Genomic DNA, 19,184 nt, shown 5'->3' with positions numbered 1-19,184 from the left:
GTCCCCCTAGTGCGCGACGGCGGCGGCACCGTGCTCGTCGATGAGCGCGCCGGTCGTGAAGCGTTCCAGCCCGAACGGCTCGGCGAGCGGGTGCGGACGCCCGTGCGCGATGGTGTCGGCGTAGACGTGTCCCGCCCCGGGAGTGGCCTTGAAGCCGCCGGTGCCCCAGCCGCAGTTGATGAACACGTTCTCCACGGCGCTCGGGCCGATGATGGGCGAGGCGTCCGGGGTGACGTCCACGATGCCGCCCCACGTGCGCAGGACGTGCGCCCGCGCGAAGACGGGGAACAGCTCGACGGCCGCCGCGATCTGCTGCTCGACGACGTGGAACGAGCCGCGCTGCCCGTACCCGTTGAACGCGTCGATGCCCGCGCCCATGACCAGCTCGCCCTTGTGGGCCTGGCTGACGTACACGTGCACGGCGTTCGACATGACCACCGTGTCCAGGACCGGTTCCAGCAGTTCCGACACCAGCGCCTGAAGCGGATGGCTCTGCAACGGCAGCCGGATGCCGAGCATGTCGGCGAGGACCGAGGTGTGCCCGGCCGCGCACAGGGCGACCCGTCCGGCGCCGATGGGTCCGCGTGAGGTCTCCACGCCCGTCACCGCGCCGCCCGGCGCCCGCCGGAATCCGGTGACCTCGCAGTTCTGGACGAGATGGACGCCGCGCTCATGCGCCGCCCTCGCGAGGCCCCACGCCACCTGGTCGTGGCGCGCGATGCCGCCGCGCGGCTGGAACGTCCCGCCGAGGACGGGGAACCGCACGTCCGGGCTCGTGTCCAGGATGGGGACGAGCTCCCTGACGTCGCCGGGCTCCAGCCACTCGGCGTCGACGCCGTTCAACCGGTTGGCGTTGACGCGCCGGACGCCCTCACGCACGTCAGCGGGGCTGTGCGCCAGGTTCAGGACGCCGCGGCGGCTGAACTTCAGGTCGCGGCCGAGGTCGTCCTCCAGTCCCTCCCAGAGCCGCAGGGAGTGCTCGTAGACGGCCGCGCTCTCGTCCCAGAGGTAGTTGGAGCGGATGATCGTGGTGTTGCGGGCCAGGTTGCCGCCGGCGAGCCAGCCGCGTTCGAGGACGGCCACATCGGTGATCCCGTGGTTTCGGGCCAGGTAGTGGGCGGTGGCGAGGCCGTGCCCGCCCGCGCCGACGATGACGACGTCGTACGCGCTTCGGGGGTCGGGGTCGTCCCAGAGCTTCGCGTCAGGCATTCCGGATATTTCCCCGGGTCGCACCCGTCACAAGCCCGCCTCACACGCCCGGCGAGGCCCTTTCCCTCGACCCGGAATGGGCACCGCACAGCGGACCGGACCGGACCGGCGGCGTCCCTGCCCGCGGGGCTCTCCCCGCACGCCGCCGGGTCCGGCCGGTCCCGCGGTCGGAAGGAGCTCGCGCCGCGGATCCCCGGTTCCGCGGCGGCGAGGTGGATGCCGTGGCCGCCTTCCGGTTCGCCTTCCCGCCCGTCCGGGCGGCCTTCCTCCGACTGCGGGACGCGCCTTTCAGCGCCTCACCCCACAGCACGGACGGGCACACCCGGATGGTTCAGCGAATCCGGACGAATTTTCGCCGTGTCCCGAACCGGTCAGGAGAGGAGCTTGGCGAGGAACTGGCCGGTGTGGCTGGCGTCCACCGCGGCGACGTCCTCGGGGGTGCCGGTCGCGACGATGGTGCCGCCGCGCGAGCCGCCCTCGGGGCCCATGTCGACGATCCAGTCGGCGGTCTTGATGACGTCGAGGTTGTGCTCGATGACGATCACCGTGTTGCCCTTGTCGACGAGGCCGTTCAGGACGCCGAGGAGCCTGCGGATGTCCTCGAAGTGCAGGCCGGTGGTGGGCTCGTCCAGCACGTAGATCGTGCGCCCGGTGGAGCGTTTCTGCAGCTCGGACGCCAGCTTGACGCGCTGCGCCTCGCCGCCCGACAGCGTCGGCGCGGGCTGCCCGAGCCGGACGTACCCGAGCCCCACGTCGTTCAGCGTCTTCAGATGCCGGTGGATCGCCGTGACGGGCTCGAAGAACACGGTGGCCTGCTCGATCGGCATGTCGAGCACCTCGGAGATCGTCTTGCCCTTGTAGTGGACTTCGAGCGTCTCCCGGTTGTAGCGGGCGCCGTGGCACACCTCGCAGGGGACGTAGACGTCCGGCAGGAAGTTCATCTCGATCTTGATGGTGCCGTCGCCTGAGCAGTTCTCGCAGCGCCCGCCCTTGACGTTGAAGGAGAACCGGCCCGGCTGGTAGCCGCGCACCTTCGCCTCGGTCGTCTGCGCGAACAGCTTGCGGATGTGGTCGAACACGCCCGTGTACGTCGCCGGGTTGGAGCGGGGCGTCCGCCCGATCGGCGACTGGTCGACGTGCACGACCTTGTCGAGCTGGTCGACCCCGTTGACACGCTTGTGCTTGCCCGGGACGGTCTTCGCGCCGTTCAGCTTCTTGGCCAGCGCGTTGTAGAGGATGTCGTTGACCAGCGTCGACTTGCCGGAGCCCGACACGCCCGTCACGGCGGTGAGGACGCCGAGCGGGAACGACACGTCCACGTCGCGCAGGTTGTTCTGCTGGGCGCCCTTGACGGAGACCTCGCGCCCCCGCGTCCGCGGGCGGCGGATCTCCGGGACGGCGATCTCGCGGCGCCCGGCCAGGTACGCGCCGGTCAGCGAGCGCTCGGACCTCTTCAGGTCGTCGAGCGTGCCGGACACGACGATCTCGCCGCCGTGCTCCCCGGCGCGGGGGCCGATGTCGACGATCCAGTCGGCGGCCTCGATGGTGTCCTCGTCGTGCTCGACGACGATCAGCGTGTTGCCCATGTCGCGGAGCCGGAGCAGCGTCTCCAGCAGCCGGTGGTTGTCGCGCTGGTGCAGGCCGATGGACGGCTCGTCCAGCACGTACAGGACGCCGACCAGCCCGGACCCGATCTGCGTCGCCAGCCGGATCCGCTGCGCCTCGCCGCCCGCCAGCGTCGCGGACGCCCGGTCGAGGGTGAGGTAGTCGAGGCCGACGTCCAGCAGGAACCCGAGCCGCGCGTTGATCTCCTTGAGGACGCGTTCGGCGATGTGCGTCTCGCGCTCGTTCAGCTCCATCGCGAGCAGGAACTTCGCGGCCTCGCCGATCGGCATCGAGGCGACCTCGGCGATCGACATCCCGCCCATGGTGACGGCGAGCACGACCGGCTTGAGGCGGGCGCCCTCGCACGTCGGGCACGGGATCTCCCGCATGTAGCCTTCGAGCTTCTCGCGGCTGGAGTCGCTCTCGGACTCGGCGTGCCGCCGGTGGATGTACGGGATCACGCCCTCGTAGGCCGTGTAGTACGACCTCGTCCGGCCGTAGCGGTTCTTGTAGCGGACGTGGACCTGGGTCTCGTGCCCGTTCAGGATCGCCTTGCGCGCCTTGGCGGGCAGCCGGTCCCACGGCGTGTTGAGGTCGAAGCCCATCGCGTCGCCGAGCGCGGACAGCAGCCGCAGGAAGTAGTCGCTGACGTGCCCGTTCGACCACGGCTGGATCGCGCCCTCGCCGAGGGTGAGCTCCACGTCCGGGATGATGAGCTCGGGGTCGACCTCCATGCGCGTGCCGAGTCCGGTGCAGTCGGGGCAGGCGCCGTAGGGCGAGTTGAACGAGAACGACCGCGGCTCCAGCTCCTCGAACGACAGGTCGTCGTAGGGGCAGTAGAGGTGCTCGGAGTACATCCGGGTGCGGTGCTCATCGTCTTCGGGCAGGTCGACGAAGTCGAGGACGATCGTGCCGCCCGCGAGGCCCAGCGCGGTCTCCACCGAGTCGGCGAGCCGCTGCCGGGCGGAGTCCTTCACGGAGAGCCGGTCGACCACGACGGAGATGTCGTGTTTCTCTTGCTTCTTCAGCTTGGGGGGCTCGTCGAGCCGGGCCATCTGGCCGTCGACCAGGGCACGCGAGTAGCCCTTCGACTGCAGCTCCCGGAACAGCTCCAGGTATTCGCCCTTGCGCCCGCGGATCACGGGCGCGAGCACCTGGAACCGCGTCCCGGGCTCAAGTTCCAGCACCCGGTCGACGATCTGCTGCGGCGCCTGCCTGCTGATCGGACGGCCGCAGTCGGGACAGTGCGGGTGCCCGATCCGCGCGTAGAGCAGCCGCAGGTAGTCGTACACCTCGGTGATCGTGCCGACCGTCGACCGCGGGTTCTTGCTGGTCGACTTCTGGTCGATCGACACCGCCGGGGACAGGCCCTCGATGAAGTCGACGTCGGGCTTGTCCATCTGCCCGAGGAACTGGCGGGCGTAGGCCGACAGCGACTCCACGTACCGGCGCTGGCCCTCCGCGAAGATCGTGTCGAACGCCAGGCTCGACTTCCCGGAACCCGACAGACCGGTGAACACGATCAGGGAGTCCCGCGGGAGGTCGAGCGAGACGTCCTTCAGGTTGTGCTCGCGTGCTCCACGCACGATGAGTCGGTCATGCACGGCGTTCTTCCGGTTCCTGTTCTGGGGCGCGGCGATGGGGAGAGACACGTCGGTCTCAAGGCTAGCCAGGGGGTACGACAGAATCCCCCGAGGCCATAACAGCAGCGGCCGCCGCGGCATTTCACGGTGCTCCCCGCACGTCCGGGCGGCACTACCGCACCGTACACGTGTTCGAACACCCCCCGCCACCAGAACCCCGGGTGTGAGCTATTCGTCGTCGAGGGCGTAGGCGAGGTAGCGGTCGGCGGAGCGGCGGACGGCCTCCTTCCCGTCGGTGTAGACGATCTTCTTCCACCAGGCGCCGTAGACGCGGTCGAAGTCGTAGGGCTCCAGCAGGCGCAGGGCCCGGCGGACGGTGCGGGGCCGCTCCGGGATGTAGTTCGGATACGAGTACATGAAGCTCACCCAGTCGCGGTCGTTGACGACCTGGAGGATGTCGCCGGAGAACACCGCGCGGGCGTCGCGCCAGTGCAGGACCTGGCCGCCGTCGAAGTGCACGCCCGCGTTGACGAGGGTGAGGCCGTCGGCCAGTTCGTGGGTGTCGCCCGACCAGTGGACGACGGCGTCGTCGGGGCGGGCGACCCAGCGGCGGTCGGCCTCGTGGATGTAGACGGGCGCGTCGAACGCGTGCGCCCACTCGATCATGCTGCCGTAGAAGTGCGGGTGGCTGACCGCGATGGCCGAGACGCCGCCCAGCTCGTTGACCTGGCGGATCAGGTCGTCGTCGATATAGGTGATCGAGTCCCAGAGGACGTTGCCGGACGGCGCGCGCACCAGCAGGGCCCGCTGGCCGATGGCGGTGGACGGCTCGCAGCCGATCCCGACGACGCCCTGGCCTTCTTCGGCGACCTTGCCGCGGTGGTCGGTGCGCAGCTCGTCCAGGGTCGTCCAGCGCTGGCCGTCCCAGCCGACGTACTGGCGCTCGTCCTCGCAGATCGGGCAGTCGGGGCGGGGCCCGGAATACTGGACGCCGCAGGTCAGGCAGATCGGAAGCTCCATGATCGCCATTGTGTGGCACGGGGGCAGGCGCGTGCGACAGGATGGAGGCCCCTTTTCTGGGTTAGGGAGGGTTCATGGCTTGGCGCGAGGTCATCGACGAGCTGGGTCCGGGCGTGGAGCGGATCATCGGGACGCTGTCGAAGCTCGGCGACCAGGATCTGCGCGGCCCGTCGGCGCTGCCCGGGTGGAGCCGCGGCCATGTCGCCACCCACATCGCCCGCAACGCCGACTCGCTGTGGAACCTCCTGGAATCGGCGCGGACGGGCGTGGAGATCCCGCAGTACCCGAGCATGGACGCCCGCAACGCCGACCTGGACGCGGGCGCCGGACGGGGCCGCGACGAGCTCATCGAGGACGTCCGCGCGACGGCGGAGCGGTTCGCCGCGCAGGCGGCGACGATGCCCGACGACGCGTGGAACGTGCCGGTGAAGGCGATGATGGGCTGGCCCCATCCGGCCTGGTACGCGCTGTACCGGCGCTGGCACGAGGTGGAGGCGCACCACGTGGACCTCGCCGCCGGGTACGGGCCCGCCGACTGGCCGGAGCCCTACGTCCGGTGGGCGCTCGGCAGCACGCTGACCGACATCGCCGCGCTGCCGGACAAGCGGCGCGGCGAGCTCGCCGGGCACCGGATCACCGCGACGGACTCCGGCGAGTCCGCCGACCTCGGCTGGGCGCCGGGCGGGCCTGAGGCGTCCGGGTCGGGGCGGGCGCTGCTCGGCTGGCTGAGCGGCCGCTCCGACGGCGCGGGCGTGAGCCTCCGTCCGGACGGCCCGCTGCCTGCGCCGCCGCCGTGGCCGCACGAGCCGTCCGGTTTCTGACCCTCAGCCGGTATCGGTGGCCCGCTAGGCGCTCAGCCGGTATCGGTGGCCCGCCGGGCGCTCAGTCGGTGTCGTGGCCCGCCAGGCGGTGCAGGGCGTCCACGGAGCGGACGACGATCGAGCTCCGGGCCACGGTGAGCCCGCCGCGGACCGGCTCCGCGGCCAGGATCTGCGCGACCTTCCGGCGGCCCATGCCCGCCCAGCGGCCGAGGTCCTGCTGCGAGACGGGGACACGGACCTGGACGCCGCCCTCGTCCACGACGGCGTCGGGCGCGTCGGCGGGCCCGTCCGGGCGTTCCTCCTTGTCCAGGCGTTCCTCCTTGTCCAGGCGTTCCTCCTTGACCGGGGAGCCGAAGCGCGACACCAGGCGCAGCAGCCGGGTCGCGAGGCGCCGTTCGGGGTCGTCGGGGAAGTGCGCGACGCGCATGTCGTTGGAGTCGCGCAGCCGCTCGGACAGCACGGCGGCGACCGCCCACACCGAGCCGGGGTGCGCGTCGAGGACGCCCCGGAACCGCGCGGCGGGCAGCACGAGCGCGTCCACCCGCGTCATCGCCTCGACGTTGGCGTGCCGGACGCCGCCGTCCACGGCCTCCATCTCCCCGGCCAGGTCGCCGGGGCCGAGGACGTCGAGGATGGCCATGTCACCGTCGCGGTCCACCCACACCTTCACGGCGCCGGCGCGCAGCACGAAGACCTGGGACGCGCGGGTGTGCTCGCGCATCAGGAACGCGCCCGGCCTGATCACCACCGGGGCGCCCGCCCGCAGCAGCGCCTCGCGGGCGCGGGCGGGCAGCGCGTCCCAGAACCGGGTGGTCTCCATCTCGCCTCCTCCGCCGAACCCGGGCCGGTCTCCTGTGGGGGCGCCCCACACCCCCCGGCGAGGGCGGTCCGGCACGGTCCCGCGGGTCCGTCACGGTCCAGTGAACGCGGCGCTGCGCCGATGGACTAGGTCTTATGTCACATGTCGAGTGATCGATCCGATTCGAGCCAGCTGTCGAGGGCGCGGACGCGGCGGACGCAGTCGGCCGCCGCGGCCTGGTCGCCGAGCGCGAGGTGGGAGTCGCGGAGCAGTTCCAGCGCCCGCCGCAGGCCGCGCTGGTCGTCCATGTCGCGGCGGATGACGATCTCGGCGTTGACGTGCTCGACGGCGCGGGCGTGCTTGCCGAGCAGCTGCGACGCGCGGGCCATGGTGTGCAGCGCGTACGCCTGCTCGCGGGTGTCGCCGAGCTCGGCGGCCAGGTCGAGGGCGCGCCGCCCGGTCTCCAGGGCCTCGTCGGCGTGGCCGAGGTCGAGGTGGATGACGGCGAGGTGGACCAGCGCGGTCCCCTCGGAGTGCCGGTCGCCGACCTCGCTGAGGTACTGCACCGCCTCCAGCTCCCGCTCCAGGGCCTCCTCGGGACGGCCCGCGCGGCGCAGCACGGCGGCGAGGGTGTCCATGCCGACGCCCAGGCCGTACCAGTCGCCGCCGTCCTCGCGGATCTTCAGCGCCTGCCGCGCGGCGCGCTCGGCGTCCGCGGGCAGGCCGAGGTGGGAGTAGGTGCGGGCGAGGCTGCCGAGCGTCCCGGCGAGCCCGCCCCGCGCGCCGAGCTGGTGCCACAGGTCCAAGGCCTCCAACCCCAGGACGAATGCCTCCTGGTGGCGGCTCAGCCGACGCATCACGACCGACAGGTGCTCCAGGTCATGGGCCTCGCCGTGCTGGTCGCCGATCTCGCGGCGGATCTCCACGGCGCGCAGCAGGTGCTCGCGCGCCTCCCGGTACCGGCCCAGCCGCCAGTGCACGATCCCGATCTGCGCGAGCGCCTCCGCCTCGCCGTGCCGGTCGCTGGTGTCGCGGTGCAGGCGCAGCGCCTGCCCGCAGTAGGTGAACGCCTCGGCGAACCTGGTGGCGTCGCACATCAGCATGCCGAGGGTGGTCAGCGTGCGGGCCTCGCCGTGCCGCGCGCCCAGCGCCCGGTAGGTGCGCAGGGCCTGCTCGGCGTCCTGCTGCGCCATGTCGCGCAGGCCGAGTGCGGCGTTCATCCGCGCCAGCTCCGTCAGCGCCTGCGCGGCGCCGTGCATGTCGGCGAGTTCCTGCCGGATGTAGAGGGCCTCCAGCGCGTGCGACACCGCCTCGTGGACGTTCCCCTGCCGCCGGTGGACCTGCGCCACGGTCAGCAGCGTCTCCGCCACGCCCGGCTGGTCGTCGACCCGGCGCCGCACGCGCAACGCCTTGCCCGCGTGGTCGAGGGCCTTCTCGTAGTCGCCGAGGCCCAGGTGGGCGCGGGCGAGCGTGTCGTGGCCCTTGGCGACTCCGCCGTCCCCCGGGTCTCCCGCCTCGTCGCGCAGCTTCTCGTGGATGGTCAGGGAGCGGCGCGCGTGCTCGATCGCCGTCAGGTAGCGGCCCAGCGCGACGTGCACGTCGGCGAGGGTCGCGAGGGTGACGGCCTCCCCGTACCGGTCGGGCGGGTCGACGGCCCGGAACCCGCGGCGCGCGTCCTCCCCGTACCCGATGGCCTGGACGGACCCGCCCAGCTCGAAGTGCGCCATCGCCAGGTTGTGCAGCATGACGGCCGCGGCCGCCCAGTCCTCCTCCGTACGCGCCGCGTGCAGCCCCGCCTGGTGGACGGTGACGTTGTCCTCGCTGTAGCGCCGGAACTCCTGAAAGTCGAACAGGGCGTCGGCCAGCTCCCAGCACGTCCGGTGCAGGCCGAGCCGGGCGGCCTGGTGGACGGCCGCGACCAGGTTGCGCCGCTCGGACTCGAACCAGGCGAGCCCGGCGGCCCGTTCGGCGGCGGTCGCCGGACGGCTCCGCGCCTCCCCCCGATGCACGGCCGGACGGGGCCGCAGCGCCAGCGCCGCCCCCGCCCCGCGCGCCTCGGCGAGGTACCCGGCCAGCAGCCGCCGCTGCGCCGCCATCAGTTCGCCGTCGGAGTCCTCCCGCAGGCCGCGGTCGCGGGCGAACTCGCGCAGCAGGTCGTGCATCCGGTAGCGGCCCGGCCCGACGTCGTGCACGAGATACGCCTGCCGCAGCCCCTCCAGACACTCGCGGGCCTCCTCGACCGTCCGGTCCTGCAGGGCGGCGAGCGCGGCGGGGGTGAAGTCGGGGCCGGTGATGAGGCCGAGCCTGCGGAACGCCTCCCGCTGGTCGCCGCGCAGGCTGCGGTAGGCGACGTCGAACGTCGGGCTGAGCACGGCCTGCAATCCGGGCCCCGACGCGCCGTGCGACGCGCCCTCGCTCAGCCCGGCCCCCGCCAGGCCCGGCCCGTACGGCGGCGCGTCCTGCGCGTCCCGTTCCGCCAGCTGCCGGACGGTCGCCGCGATGGACTCGCCGGGGTTCTCGGCCAGCCGCCCCGCCATGACGCCGAGCGCCAGCGGCAGGTACCCGCATTCGCGCGCGAGCCGCTCGACCGCCCTGTGCTCGTCCCGGACGCGGGCGTCGCCCGGCCCGAGGGCGTTGGAGATCAGGTCGACGGCCTCCTGCGTGGCCATCTCGCGCAGCTCCAGCGTCCGGATGTCGGCGCCTTCGAGCAGGTCGGGCAGCCGCCGCCGGCTCGTCACGACCACCAGCCCGGACGTCGCCGCCGCCAGCAGCGGCCTGACCTGCTCGGGCCGCGACGCGTTGTCCAGGATCAGCAGCATCCGCCGGTCGGCCAGCAGCGAGCGGCACTGCGCCGCCAGCTCCGCCTCCGTCCGCGGGAGCTGATCGCCCGGCACGCCCGCCGCGCGCAGCACCTGCCCCATCGCCTCCGCCGGGGTGACGGGGTTGCGCCGCGTCCCGCGCAGGTCGGCGAACAGGACACCGTCCGGGAACCGGTCGACGACACGGTGCGCCCAGTGCAGCGCCAGCGTCGTCTTGCCGACCCCGGCCATCCCCTGCACGAGCACGGCGCGCGGCCACTCCGACTGGGCGACCAGCAGGTCGAGCTTCCCGAGGCTGACCGCGCGGCCCGCGAAGAACGGGTTGTCGGCGGGCAGGAGCACCTGCGGCGCCCCGCCGCCCTCCAGGCGCACGGGCTCGCGCGCCGCGATCCCGGCGGCCTCGGCCCCGGGCTCCCGCGCCGGCTCGCGCTCCGCGGCGGGCCACTCGTCGCCCCACGGGCTCGCGGCCCGGCGCAGCCGCTCGGTGTCGAGGACGGTCAGCGGCCGCGGCCTGCGGTCGAGGATCCCCTTGGCCCGCCAGAGCCGGAACCACCGCACCAGCGTCTCGCGCGAGATGCCCGCCCAGTTCGCCAGCTCCGCCTGGCTGAGCTTCAGCGGGATCCGCGTGCCCTGCCCTGGGGCGGGCTCGCCGAACCGGTGGGCCAGCTCCAGCAGGTGGTAGGCGAGCCGCTGCGGATGGTCGGCCGCCCGCACGGCGTGCCGGCGGCCCCCGTAGGTGACGCTCTCGGACACCGCGTGCATCATCGCCTCGGCGACCTGCGGGCTGGCCGCGAGGAGGCTGCGGAACTTGCGGCGGTCCACGCGCAGGGCCGCGACCTGGTCGAGCGCGGCGACCGTGCCGCGCTGCGGATGCCCCCACGGGCCGAGGACGCCGACCAGGTCCCCGGACCCGAACAGATCGATGATCGACTCGTCGCCGTCGCTGGAGTCGACGAACTCCTTGGCCACCGCGTTGCTCGCGGCGCGCGGGGACGCCTTGAACACCACGTACACGGCGGGCGCGACCGACCCCTGGTGGCACAGCATCCCGCCGGGCGGGATGTCGGTGCGGCGGCCCATGGCGCGCAGGGCCTGCCGGTCGGTCGGGGCCAGCCGCTCCCAGAAGCTGCCCGGCCGTACGTCCAGGCTGAAACGCGGGGCCGCGGGCCTCGTCTCCCCGGAGAGGGCGTCGGTCCGCGGGGCCGCCCCGCCGACGGGAACGTCGTCGATCACGCGGTCACCCTCCCGCCATCGCCGCCGCCAGCGTCCAGAACAGGAACAGCACCGAGGTCGTCACCGCCCACACGACGGCCTGCCAGGACAGCTCGCCGCAGCGGTGCGCCGCCGACAGCAGCCGCCGCAGCTGCTCGTCGCGGACGCCGTCGTCGAGCGCGACCGCCGACCCGAACGGCGTCCACGGCACGCGCGGCTCCACCGGCGCGCCGGTGCGGACCCGGATCTCGGCGAGCGCCGACACCATCGTCAGCCGCGACCGGACCGCGTACGAGGCCGAGACCGCGAACGCCACGGCCAGCACCGGCAGCAGCGCGAGCGCCACGGGCCCCGGCAGCCCGGCCGCCAGCCGGGACAGGGCGCCGGCCAGCACCAGGGCGAGGAACACCGCCGCGATGACGGAGTCCCGGGCGCAGAGCCGGACCAGAGTGCAGGCATGGCCGAGGAGGTCCTCCGGCGTCTCCTGGCCGTCCGGTCCGGGACGGAATTCGGTAACCAACCTTCACCGTCCTCACCAGTGGACACGATCTTCCACTGACCATCATGCGGCCGCAAGACGGAAACTTCCGTCCGTGAGCGCACGGTTCGGCTGAGTCTGGCGACTCAATCACACCTCGGCCGGGTTCGGGGAGATCGCGGCGGCCGATGATGGAAGATGGTCACCGCACCCACCCACGGGAGGACCCCATGACCTACTCCGGGAACGTCGACGTCGGCGGCCGTCCCGACGTGCGCGAGCTGCCCGGGCTGACGGTCACGAAGGTGGCGGTCGGCCCGTACGACAACAACGCCTACATCCTGCGCTGCACCGCCACCGGCGAGCAGCTGCTCATCGACGCGGCGAACGAGGCGTCCCGGCTGCTGGAGCTGATCGGCGACGGCCCCCTCGCGCGGATCGTCACCACGCACCGCCACCAGGACCACTGGATGGCGCTGAGCGAGGTGGTGCGCGCCACGAGCGCCCCCGTCGTCGCCCACCCCCGCGACGCCGAGCCGCTGCCCGAGCCCGTCGCCGAGCCCGTCGAGCAGGGCGACACCGTCCGCGTGGGACGCGCGTCGCTCGACGTCATCCACCTGCGCGGCCACACGCCCGGCTCGATCGCGCTGCTGTACGACGCGGGCGGCGAGCTGGCCGAGCGCCCGCACCTGTTCACCGGCGACAGCCTGTTCCCCGGCGGCGTCGGCAACACCTGGGGCGACCCGACGCGGTTCAAGCAGCTGCTGTCCGACGTCGAGGAGCGCGTCTTCGACCGCCTCCCTGACGCCACCTGGTTCTACCCCGGCCACGGCAAGGACTCGACGCTCGGCCGGGAACGTCCATCGCTGTCCGAATGGCGCTCCCGCGGCTGGTGATCCCCGCGCCCACGGCCCCGGACGCGTGATCTCCGGGGCCGGTGATCCCCGTGTACCGCGCGGAACAAGCGGTCACGGGAGTTCGTTGCTCCAACCACACTTCGGGCGACCCCAGGAGACGACCATCCACGAACTCCCAGCGGTGGACCCGGGACCCGTGCTGTGCTATCCGGCGGGCTCCCTGGTGCTCGTCGCCGGCCTTCCGGGAGCCGGCAAGACGACCCTGCTCGACCGCCTGTACGGCCTGCGGGGAGACGAGACGGCCCCCGTCCCCGCCGGCGACGTCCGCGTGATCGACTCCCGCCAGGCCCGCAACTGGTGGGCCCGGTTCCTGCGGCCCCTGCCCGCCCGGCTGCGGACCCCGCTCGTCCAGGCCACCCACGTGTGGCGGATCGGCCGCGCGATCCTCGCGGGCCACGGCGTCGTCGCGCACACGCGCGGCACCTGGCCGCACATCCTGCACCTCTTCGCGTGGCTGGCCCGCAGGCGCGGCCACCGGCTGCATCTCATCCTGCTCGACGTCGACCCCGACACGGCCCGCGCCGGGCAGGTCGCCCGCGGCCGCGTCGTCACCGCCGCCACGTTCGCCCGGCACTGCCGCCGCTGGTACCCCCTCGTCGACCGCGCCCGAGGCGGCGGCCCGCTGCCGCCCGCGACGGGCGTGACCGTCCTCGACCGGGGCACCGCGGACAGGCTCAAGACCATCCACTTCACCTGACGCGCCTCAGGCGACCTCGATGGCCCCGTCCTCCCACTCGATCACCTGAGCGGGCGCTCTATCCTCCGGTCCCGACATCGTCACCCCGGGGAGGTGCTGGTCACGCCGCCGCGCCAGATTGACCGGTCGGTCAGTCAGGGAACGAACAGGGCGAGAGAGAACCACTGACCCGACCCCGCGGAGGTGGCCGAATGCAGAAGTTCGCGTGGCAGGACGGGGTGGCCTTCCTGGCCGGCCTCGTCGCGCTCCTGGCCCCGGAGCTGTGGGGCGACAACGCAGGTCAGCAGCCGCTCATGGTGCTCGGCGCGCTGCTGGCCATGGCCGGTCTCTACGCGCTGCTCGGCAGCGCGGGCCCCACGGCCTGGACGGCGACCGCGTTCGCACTGCTGATCTTCGTCTCGCCCTGGGCGTTCGGCTTCGACGGCGCGGACGCCGCCGCCTGGACGGCGTGGATCGCGGGCGGTGTCGCTACTATCGTCGGCGTGTGGGGAGCCACCCAGGCGCGCGGCGGCGAGGCCGCGGCCTGATCGAGACTCCGGGACGGTCCCGGGCGCGGACGCGCCCGGGACCGCTCGGGCGTGCGGGGGGACGGTGCCGATGAGCGAGCGGGCGGCCGACTCCCGGACCCGCATCCTGGACGCGGCCGAGGCGCTGTTCGCCGACCGCGGCTACGAGGCCAGCTCCACCGCGCGGATCGCCGGGCGCGCGAACGTCCCGAAGGGCCTGGTGTTCCACTACTTCCCGCAGAAGATCGACGTCCTGGTGGCGCTGGTCGACGAGCGGACGTTCGTCGAGGAGCTGCCGGACGGTCCCGACGCCCCGGGCGCGCTGGTCGAGGCCGTCCCCGGCGACCCGGCGGGCACGCTGTCGCGGCTGGCCCGCCGTCTGCCCCTGCACGCCTCCCCCGCGATGCGGCGGATCCTGTTCCGCGAGGCGGACACGCACAAGTCGGTGCGGGAGCGGCTCGGGCGGCTCAACTCCGAGGTGTTCCTGCGGGCCCGCCGCGCGCTGGAGCTGGCGCATCCCGGCGCCCGCGGCGACCAGGCGCGGCTGGAGGCGGCCGCCGCGACGTTCACCGCCGTCCTGATCTACCAGGAGAACCTCGCGGGCCTCACCGGCCAGCACATCGATCCGGACGCCGTCGCCGACCTGATCGCCCGCGCGCTCGGCGCCTAGCCCCGGCCGCGTCCGACGGATCCGGACGCTAGGTGCGGATCGGGTCGAGGAGGCGGTGCGGCGAGCGCAGGATCACGCTGACCGGGTCGGTGCGGCGGCGCACTCCGGGGCCCGCGTGGATCTCCAGGTCTTCGGGCGGGACGTAGCGCTCGCAGGTGGCGCACGTCCCGTCGGGGCCGATGCGGTCGCCGCACGCGACGTGGACGAAGTGGCGGGTCGGCTCGGACGACAGATGGTTCTCGGCCCAGCGGGCGAGCGTGTGGACGACGGGCCACAGGTCCTTGCCCATGTCCGTCAGGACGTAGTCGTGGCCGTCCTTGGCGAGCAGGCCGGTGTCGACGAGCGACTGGAGCCGCGCGGACAGCACGGCGCGCGGGATGTCCAGGTGGACCTGGAAGTCGCTGAAGCGGCGCACGCCGTAGAAGGCGTCGCGGACGATCAGGAGCGTCCAGCGCTCGCCGACGACCTCAAGGGCGCGGGCGAGCGAGCAGTCCTGCGCCGCGTAGTCCTTGCCGAGTGCCATGGGCACCAGACTACCGCTCCCCCGGTTCAATGACCGAACCAAAGCGTGCTACCGTCGCCCCGACTGGTTCATTCACTGAACTGTAGGGGATCGGATGACGACTCTGGCGACCCAGCGGACCGCGCGCCGCGCGCCCGGCTCCACCGCCGCGCTGGCCGTGCCCGCCGCCGCCACACTGCTGGCGCTGATGAACTACACGGCGCCGATGGCCGTGCTGGCGGACACGGCGCGCGGGCTCCACGCGGGCGCGACGGCCCAGATCTGGCTGATCAGCTCGATCAGCCTCGGCCTCGCCGCGGCGCTGCTGGCCGTGGGCAGCCTCGCCGACGACCACGGCCGCAAGCGGGTGTTCCTGATCGGCGCCGGGCTGCTCGCAGCGTCCAGCGTCGCCTGCGCGGTGGCGCCGAACGCGGCCGTCTTCGTCGCCGGACGGATCGTGCAGGGCGCGGCCAGCGCCGCACTGCTGGCGACCGGGCTCGGCATCGTCGCCGCGTCGTTCGCCCCAGGCCCGCGACGTGCGCACGCCACCGGAGTCTGGGGCGCGATGCTCGGCCTCGGCATCGCGCTCGGCCCGATCGCCGCCGCCGGGCTCGCCGAGGCGGCTGACTGGCGGCTGTGGTACTGGGCGTCGGCGGTGGCGTCGGCCCTGCTCGGCGCGGCCGCGCTCGCCCTGGACGAGTCCCGCGCCGCCGAGGCGCGCGGCCTGGACCTGCCCGGCCTCGCCACCATGAGCCTGGGCGTGGGCGCGCTCGTCGCGGCGATCACGTGGGGACGGACGGGCTGGACGCGCCCGGCCGTCCTGGCCCTGTTCGCGGCGGCGGCCGTGCTGCTCGCGGCGTTCACCGCGATCGAGGCGCGGCGGCGTGAGCCGATGCTCGACCTCGGGCTGTTCCGGCGTCCCGCGTTCCTGCTGTCGATCAGCGGGGCGCTCGTCACCGGGCTCGCCGTGATCGGGATCATGAGCTATCTGGCGGCGGTCATGGCGGTGGTGCTGGGGCTGTCGCCGGTCGCGGCGGCGCTGGTGCTGGCGGTGTGGTCGGGGCTGTCTTTCGTCGCCGCGCTGCAGGCCCGCAGGCTCCCCGCCCGGCTGTCCGCCGGACGCCTGCTCGGCGCCGGGCTCGCGTTCAGCGCGGCCGGGGAGCTCGCGATGCTGGGGCTGGCCCCGGACGGCCACTGGTGGCGGCTCGTCCCCGGCCTGGCCGTGGCCGGGATCGGCAGCGGCCTCGCCAACGCGATGCTCGCCCGCCTCGCCGTGGAGAGCGTCCCCGCCGACCGCGCGAGCATGGGCACGGGCGCCAACAACACGGCCCGCTACATCGGCGCGTCGGTGGGCGTGGCGATCGTCGGCGCCATCGCCACCGGGTCGGGTTCCGGCGCGTCCGGCCTGGCCCACGGCACGAACGTCGCGATGCTCGTCTCCGCCGTCGTCGCGCTCGCGGGCGCCGCCCTCGCCATGGCGATCGGGCCTAGGCGAGTTCCTCGATGAAGGCGGCGAGCTGGGTCAGGTTGCGGCACTCGTACATGGGGACGATCTCGCCGTAGCGGGACGCGGCGGAGTCGCCGGTGTCCCAGTGGGCGCGCGGCTCGGGATTGAGCCAGTAGGCGTGCCGGGCGCGGCCGGCCATGGAGCGCAGGACCGGCAGCGCCAGGTCGCCGTAGTTCGAGCGGGCGTCGCCGAGGATCAGCAGGGACGTCCTGGGCGTGATCGCGTCGCGGTACCTCTCGTCGAACACCGTGATCGCGTGGCCGTAGTTGGAGCGGCCGGTGATCCAGACGAGGTCGGCCTCGGCGGCGAGGCGGGTCATCGCGTCCGCGACGTCGGCGCCGGGCGCGAAGAACCGGGTGATCTCGTCGGTGGCGTCGATGAACGCGAACGCGCGGACCTTGCTGAACTGCTCCCGCAGCGCGAACGTCAGCAGCAGCGTGAAGTGCGCGAACGCCGACACCGAGTCGCTCGCGTCGCACAGCACCACCAGCTCGGGACGGTGCGGGCGGCGCGGCCGGTGGTGCGTGGTGAGCGGCACTCCCCCGCTGGCCAGGGACGCGCGGACCGTCCGGCGGAAGTCCAGCCGCCCGCGCCTGCCGTGCCGCTGCCGCTGGACGAGCCGCGACGCCAGCCTGCGCGCCAGCGGATACACCTCGCGGCGCAGCGCGGCCAGCTCGTCCCGCCGGGCGGCGGCGAAGTCGAGCCGCTCCAGCGGCGGCCGGACGGCGAGGCGCGCGGTGCGCTCCGCGCCGGTGTCCTCGGCGATGCGGCGCCGCGCCTCGCCCGCGACGAGGTCCTCGAACCGGGCGATGCGGTCGCGGAACGTCCGGCGGGCGACGCGCTCGGCCATGCCGCCCCGCTCCCGCCCCGCGAGGACGGCGTCGAGCAGGCGCGCCATGAGCGTCTCCGGCGACAGGGCGCGCAGCACGCCGGACGAGAACCACGACTCCTGCCCCGGGGTCCGCCCGTACTCGGCGACGGCCTGGCGCGCGAACCGCCGCAGCCCGGCGTCGTCGCCGGACAGGAGGAGGTCCGCCAGCTCGTCGCGGCGGGCCTGCACCCGGGGGTCGAGGGGCGGCGGAACGGGGCGTCCTTTGTGGTCGAGCGTCCGGGCCGGGCGGTCCGGGTCCGGCGCTCCCCCGGCGCCGTCGCCGACCGCCGCCGGGAACCATAGGTCGAAGAGGGCGTCGAACGTCGCACGGTGCTGCGGCCGCTTGACGACCGTCGCGGCGTACGCGGCGCGCAGCGACTCCCGGTCGAGCAGGTCGACGGCCCGCATGGCGCGGACGGCGTCCAGCCCCTCGGCGACCGACACCGGCAGCCCCGCCCGCCGCAGCTCCGCGACGAACCCGGCGTGCCGGTCGATCAGGGAGGCCATCAGGTCAGGCCGAGTTCCTTGACGGCGCGCTCCTGGTCGGAGACGTGCTTCAGGACGACGCCGAGCGTGCGGGCGACGGCGGCCTCGTCCAGGTCGTCCAGGCCGAGCGCGAGGAGGGTGCGCGCCCAGTCGACCGTCTCGGCGATCGACGGGGCCTTCTTGATCTCCAGGTCGCGCAGCGTCCCGACGGTGCGGACGAGCCGTTCGGCCAGCTCCGCCTCGATCCCCGGCACCCGCGCGAGGACGATGTCGCGCTCCCGCTCCGGCGGCGGATAGTCCAGGTGCAGGTAGAGGCAGCGGCGCTTGAGCGCCTCCGACAGCTCCCGCGCCGCGTTCGAGGTGATCACCACGAACGGGCGGCGGACGGCGCCGACCGTGCCGAGCTCGGGGATCGTGATCTGGAACTCCGACAGGACCTCCAGCAGCAGGCCCTCCACCTCGATGTCGGCCTTGTCCGCCTCGTCGATCAGGAGGACGGTCGGGCCGGTGCGCCGGATCGCCGCCAGCAGCGGCCGCTCCAGCAGGAACTCCTCGGAGAAGATGTCGTCGTGGGTCTCCTGCCAGGCCCGGTCGGCCGGCGCGGCCTGGATCGCCAGGAGCTGCTTCTTGTAGTTGAACTCGTAGAGGGCGCGGGCCTCGTCCAGGCCCTCGTAGCACTGCAGCCGGATCAGCTCGGCGCCCGTCGCCGCCGCGACGGCCTTGCCCAGCTCGGTCTTGCCGACCCCGGCGGGCCCCTCGACGAGCAGCGGCTTGCCGAGCTCCTGCGCGAGGTACACGGTCGTGGCGATCGCGTCGTCCGCGAGGTAGCGGACCCCGGCCAGCCTGCGGCCCGCGTCGGCGGGCGAGGCGAACGTTCCGTCGGTCATTCCCAGCCCTCCAGCGGGTGCTTGCTACCTGCGGGGTACGCGATGTTTCGGTCCGGGGGGTGAGGCAGCGGGGGCCCGCCCTTGCCTATAACCGAATCATGACGATCCCACGACTGCCCCGCGACGACCTGAAGGCGGCGATGGCGGCCCGGCGGGAGCTCGGCCCCGACTACGACGACGCCTTCATCGAGACGGTCGTGGACCGCATCGAGCAGGCCCTCGACGCCCGCCCGCTCGCCGCCGCCGAACCGCGGCCCCGGCCCGGGTTCCGCCCGGCGGCCGACCGGCCGCGCGGCGACCGCGATCACAGCCTGGCCATGGCGGTGCTGTCGCTGCTGGCCGCGATCCCGCTGAGCGCCATAGCCGCCATCAACGCCGGCCTCCCCGGCCTGCTCTTCGCCCTGACCGCGATCGTCCTGATCAACGTCACCTACACCTTCCGGCCGCGTTAGCCCAGGGGGGCGACCCCCTGGAACCCCCGTCGCGAGCCGGTCGATCCTCACGCCACGGTGCAGGTCGCCGTGACCGTGCGGGTTTGTGACGTGGCGCTGCGGTCGCCCGGCTCGTCGGGCCGTGCGACCTCCGGCGCGGGGCG

16 protein-coding genes are annotated in these 19,184 nt (G+C 73.6%); 7 read left to right on the top strand and 9 right to left on the bottom strand.

Annotated features, from left to right (window positions below; all coding sequences use genetic code 11):
- Nucleotides 1-6 precede the first annotated feature (6 nt).
- The 3 genes from ACH34T_RS04290 to ACH34T_RS04280 all read right to left on the bottom strand — a co-directional run bounded on the left by ACH34T_RS04290 (nt 7) and on the right by ACH34T_RS04280 (nt 5,417).
- Nucleotides 7-1,209: a sarcosine oxidase subunit beta family protein gene (locus tag ACH34T_RS04290; RefSeq protein WP_395990611.1), complete on the bottom strand. Its 1,203-nt coding sequence runs from the start codon at nt 1,207-1,209 to the stop codon at nt 7-9.
- A gap of 371 nt (nt 1,210-1,580) precedes the next feature.
- Nucleotides 1,581-4,418 (bottom strand): excinuclease ABC subunit UvrA, encoded by a 2,838-nt coding sequence (gene uvrA, locus ACH34T_RS04285; protein ID WP_395990610.1) that lies wholly within the window; start codon nt 4,416-4,418, stop codon nt 1,581-1,583.
- Nucleotides 4,419-4,625: 207 nt separating this feature from the next.
- Nucleotides 4,626-5,417 carry an MBL fold metallo-hydrolase gene (locus ACH34T_RS04280; protein WP_395990609.1) on the bottom strand — a complete coding sequence of 264 codons (792 nt, stop codon included), beginning with the start codon at nt 5,415-5,417 and terminating at the stop codon, nt 4,626-4,628.
- A gap of 74 nt (nt 5,418-5,491) precedes the next feature.
- Between ACH34T_RS04280 and ACH34T_RS04275 the strand changes: the two genes are divergently transcribed.
- The gene (locus tag ACH34T_RS04275; protein ID WP_395990608.1) at nt 5,492-6,238 is read left to right on the top strand and encodes a maleylpyruvate isomerase family mycothiol-dependent enzyme; all 747 of its coding nucleotides are present in this window, start codon (nt 5,492-5,494) and stop codon (nt 6,236-6,238) included.
- Between the two features lie 61 nt (nt 6,239-6,299).
- On the opposite strand, the gene ACH34T_RS04270 is transcribed toward ACH34T_RS04275, so the two are convergent.
- From ACH34T_RS04270 to ACH34T_RS04260, 3 genes are all read right to left on the bottom strand, one after another.
- Nucleotides 6,300-7,058 carry a Crp/Fnr family transcriptional regulator gene (locus ACH34T_RS04270; RefSeq protein WP_395990607.1) on the bottom strand — a complete coding sequence of 253 codons (759 nt, stop codon included), beginning with the start codon at nt 7,056-7,058 and terminating at the stop codon, nt 6,300-6,302.
- A gap of 137 nt (nt 7,059-7,195) precedes the next feature.
- A complete protein-coding gene (locus ACH34T_RS04265; RefSeq protein WP_395990606.1) occupies nt 7,196-11,089 on the bottom strand; it encodes a tetratricopeptide repeat protein in 3,894 nt (1,297 codons plus the stop codon).
- Between the two features lie 4 nt (nt 11,090-11,093).
- Nucleotides 11,094-11,588, bottom strand: coding sequence for a hypothetical protein (locus ACH34T_RS04260; protein WP_395990605.1), 495 nt, complete (start codon nt 11,586-11,588; stop codon nt 11,094-11,096).
- Nucleotides 11,589-11,776: 188 nt separating this feature from the next.
- Here ACH34T_RS04260 and ACH34T_RS04255 point away from each other — a divergent pair, with 188 nt between their 5' ends.
- The 4 genes from ACH34T_RS04255 to ACH34T_RS04240 all read left to right on the top strand — a co-directional run bounded on the left by ACH34T_RS04255 (nt 11,777) and on the right by ACH34T_RS04240 (nt 14,336).
- Nucleotides 11,777-12,442 (top strand): MBL fold metallo-hydrolase, encoded by a 666-nt coding sequence (locus tag ACH34T_RS04255; RefSeq protein WP_395990604.1) that lies wholly within the window; start codon nt 11,777-11,779, stop codon nt 12,440-12,442.
- A gap of 142 nt (nt 12,443-12,584) precedes the next feature.
- Nucleotides 12,585-13,160 (top strand): AAA family ATPase, encoded by a 576-nt coding sequence (locus tag ACH34T_RS04250; protein WP_395990603.1) that lies wholly within the window; start codon nt 12,585-12,587, stop codon nt 13,158-13,160.
- Nucleotides 13,161-13,351: 191 nt separating this feature from the next.
- Nucleotides 13,352-13,687, top strand: coding sequence for an SPW repeat protein (locus ACH34T_RS04245; RefSeq protein ID WP_395990602.1), 336 nt, complete (start codon nt 13,352-13,354; stop codon nt 13,685-13,687).
- A gap of 70 nt (nt 13,688-13,757) precedes the next feature.
- The gene (locus ACH34T_RS04240; RefSeq protein ID WP_395990601.1) at nt 13,758-14,336 is read left to right on the top strand and encodes a TetR/AcrR family transcriptional regulator; all 579 of its coding nucleotides are present in this window, start codon (nt 13,758-13,760) and stop codon (nt 14,334-14,336) included.
- A 28-nt stretch (nt 14,337-14,364) separates the two neighbouring features.
- On the opposite strand, the gene ACH34T_RS04235 is transcribed toward ACH34T_RS04240, so the two are convergent.
- Nucleotides 14,365-14,859 (bottom strand): winged helix-turn-helix transcriptional regulator, encoded by a 495-nt coding sequence (locus tag ACH34T_RS04235; protein ID WP_395990600.1) that lies wholly within the window; start codon nt 14,857-14,859, stop codon nt 14,365-14,367.
- A gap of 94 nt (nt 14,860-14,953) precedes the next feature.
- On the opposite strand from ACH34T_RS04235, the gene ACH34T_RS04230 reads away from it, so the two are divergent.
- Nucleotides 14,954-16,345: an MFS transporter gene (locus tag ACH34T_RS04230; RefSeq protein ID WP_395990599.1), complete on the top strand. Its 1,392-nt coding sequence runs from the start codon at nt 14,954-14,956 to the stop codon at nt 16,343-16,345.
- On the opposite strand, the gene ACH34T_RS04225 is transcribed toward ACH34T_RS04230, so the two are convergent.
- Both ACH34T_RS04225 and ACH34T_RS04220 read right to left on the bottom strand, forming a co-directional pair.
- On the bottom strand, nt 16,326-17,723 hold the full coding sequence (locus ACH34T_RS04225; protein ID WP_395990598.1) for a VWA domain-containing protein: 1,398 nt from the start codon (nt 17,721-17,723) through the stop codon (nt 16,326-16,328). The two genes, ACH34T_RS04230 and ACH34T_RS04225, sit on opposite strands and share 20 nt — an antisense overlap.
- Nucleotides 17,723-18,589 carry an AAA family ATPase gene (locus ACH34T_RS04220; RefSeq protein WP_395990597.1) on the bottom strand — a complete coding sequence of 289 codons (867 nt, stop codon included), beginning with the start codon at nt 18,587-18,589 and terminating at the stop codon, nt 17,723-17,725. The genes ACH34T_RS04225 and ACH34T_RS04220 overlap by 1 nt, the downstream gene beginning before the upstream one ends.
- 98 nt (nt 18,590-18,687) lie before the next feature.
- Between ACH34T_RS04220 and ACH34T_RS04215 the strand changes: the two genes are divergently transcribed.
- A complete protein-coding gene (locus ACH34T_RS04215) occupies nt 18,688-19,041 on the top strand; it encodes a hypothetical protein (protein ID WP_395990596.1) in 354 nt (117 codons plus the stop codon).
- The last annotated feature ends 143 nt before the right edge of the window (nt 19,042-19,184 follow it).

The sequence above is a fragment of the Actinomadura sp. 9N215 genome (genome assembly GCF_044326345.1).
Taxonomy (GTDB): Bacteria; Actinomycetota; Actinomycetes; order Streptosporangiales; family Streptosporangiaceae; genus Spirillospora.
This window is presented reverse-complemented; position numbering and strand designations above follow the sequence as displayed.

Bases quoted from the DNA above. Each gene is read 5' to 3' on its own strand.
- ACH34T_RS04290 (WP_395990611.1), bottom strand. From the start codon at position 1,209: ATGCCTGACGCGAAGCTCTGGGACGACCCCGACCCCCGAAGCGCGTAC.
- ACH34T_RS04280 (WP_395990609.1), bottom strand. From the start codon at position 5,417: ATGGAGCTTCCGATCTGCCTGACCTGCGGCGTCCAGTATTCCGGGCCC.
- ACH34T_RS04275 (WP_395990608.1), top strand. From the start codon at position 5,492: ATGGCTTGGCGCGAGGTCATCGACGAGCTGGGTCCGGGCGTGGAGCGG.
- ACH34T_RS04270 (WP_395990607.1), bottom strand. From the start codon at position 7,058: ATGGAGACCACCCGGTTCTGGGACGCGCTGCCCGCCCGCGCCCGCGAG.
- ACH34T_RS04255 (WP_395990604.1), top strand. From the start codon at position 11,777: ATGACCTACTCCGGGAACGTCGACGTCGGCGGCCGTCCCGACGTGCGC.
- ACH34T_RS04245 (WP_395990602.1), top strand. From the start codon at position 13,352: ATGCAGAAGTTCGCGTGGCAGGACGGGGTGGCCTTCCTGGCCGGCCTC.
- ACH34T_RS04240 (WP_395990601.1), top strand. From the start codon at position 13,758: ATGAGCGAGCGGGCGGCCGACTCCCGGACCCGCATCCTGGACGCGGCC.
- ACH34T_RS04235 (WP_395990600.1), bottom strand. From the start codon at position 14,859: ATGGCACTCGGCAAGGACTACGCGGCGCAGGACTGCTCGCTCGCCCGC.
- ACH34T_RS04230 (WP_395990599.1), top strand. From the start codon at position 14,954: ATGACGACTCTGGCGACCCAGCGGACCGCGCGCCGCGCGCCCGGCTCC.
- ACH34T_RS04225 (WP_395990598.1), bottom strand. From the start codon at position 17,723: ATGGCCTCCCTGATCGACCGGCACGCCGGGTTCGTCGCGGAGCTGCGG.
- ACH34T_RS04220 (WP_395990597.1), bottom strand. From the start codon at position 18,589: ATGACCGACGGAACGTTCGCCTCGCCCGCCGACGCGGGCCGCAGGCTG.
- ACH34T_RS04215 (WP_395990596.1), top strand. From the start codon at position 18,688: ATGACGATCCCACGACTGCCCCGCGACGACCTGAAGGCGGCGATGGCG.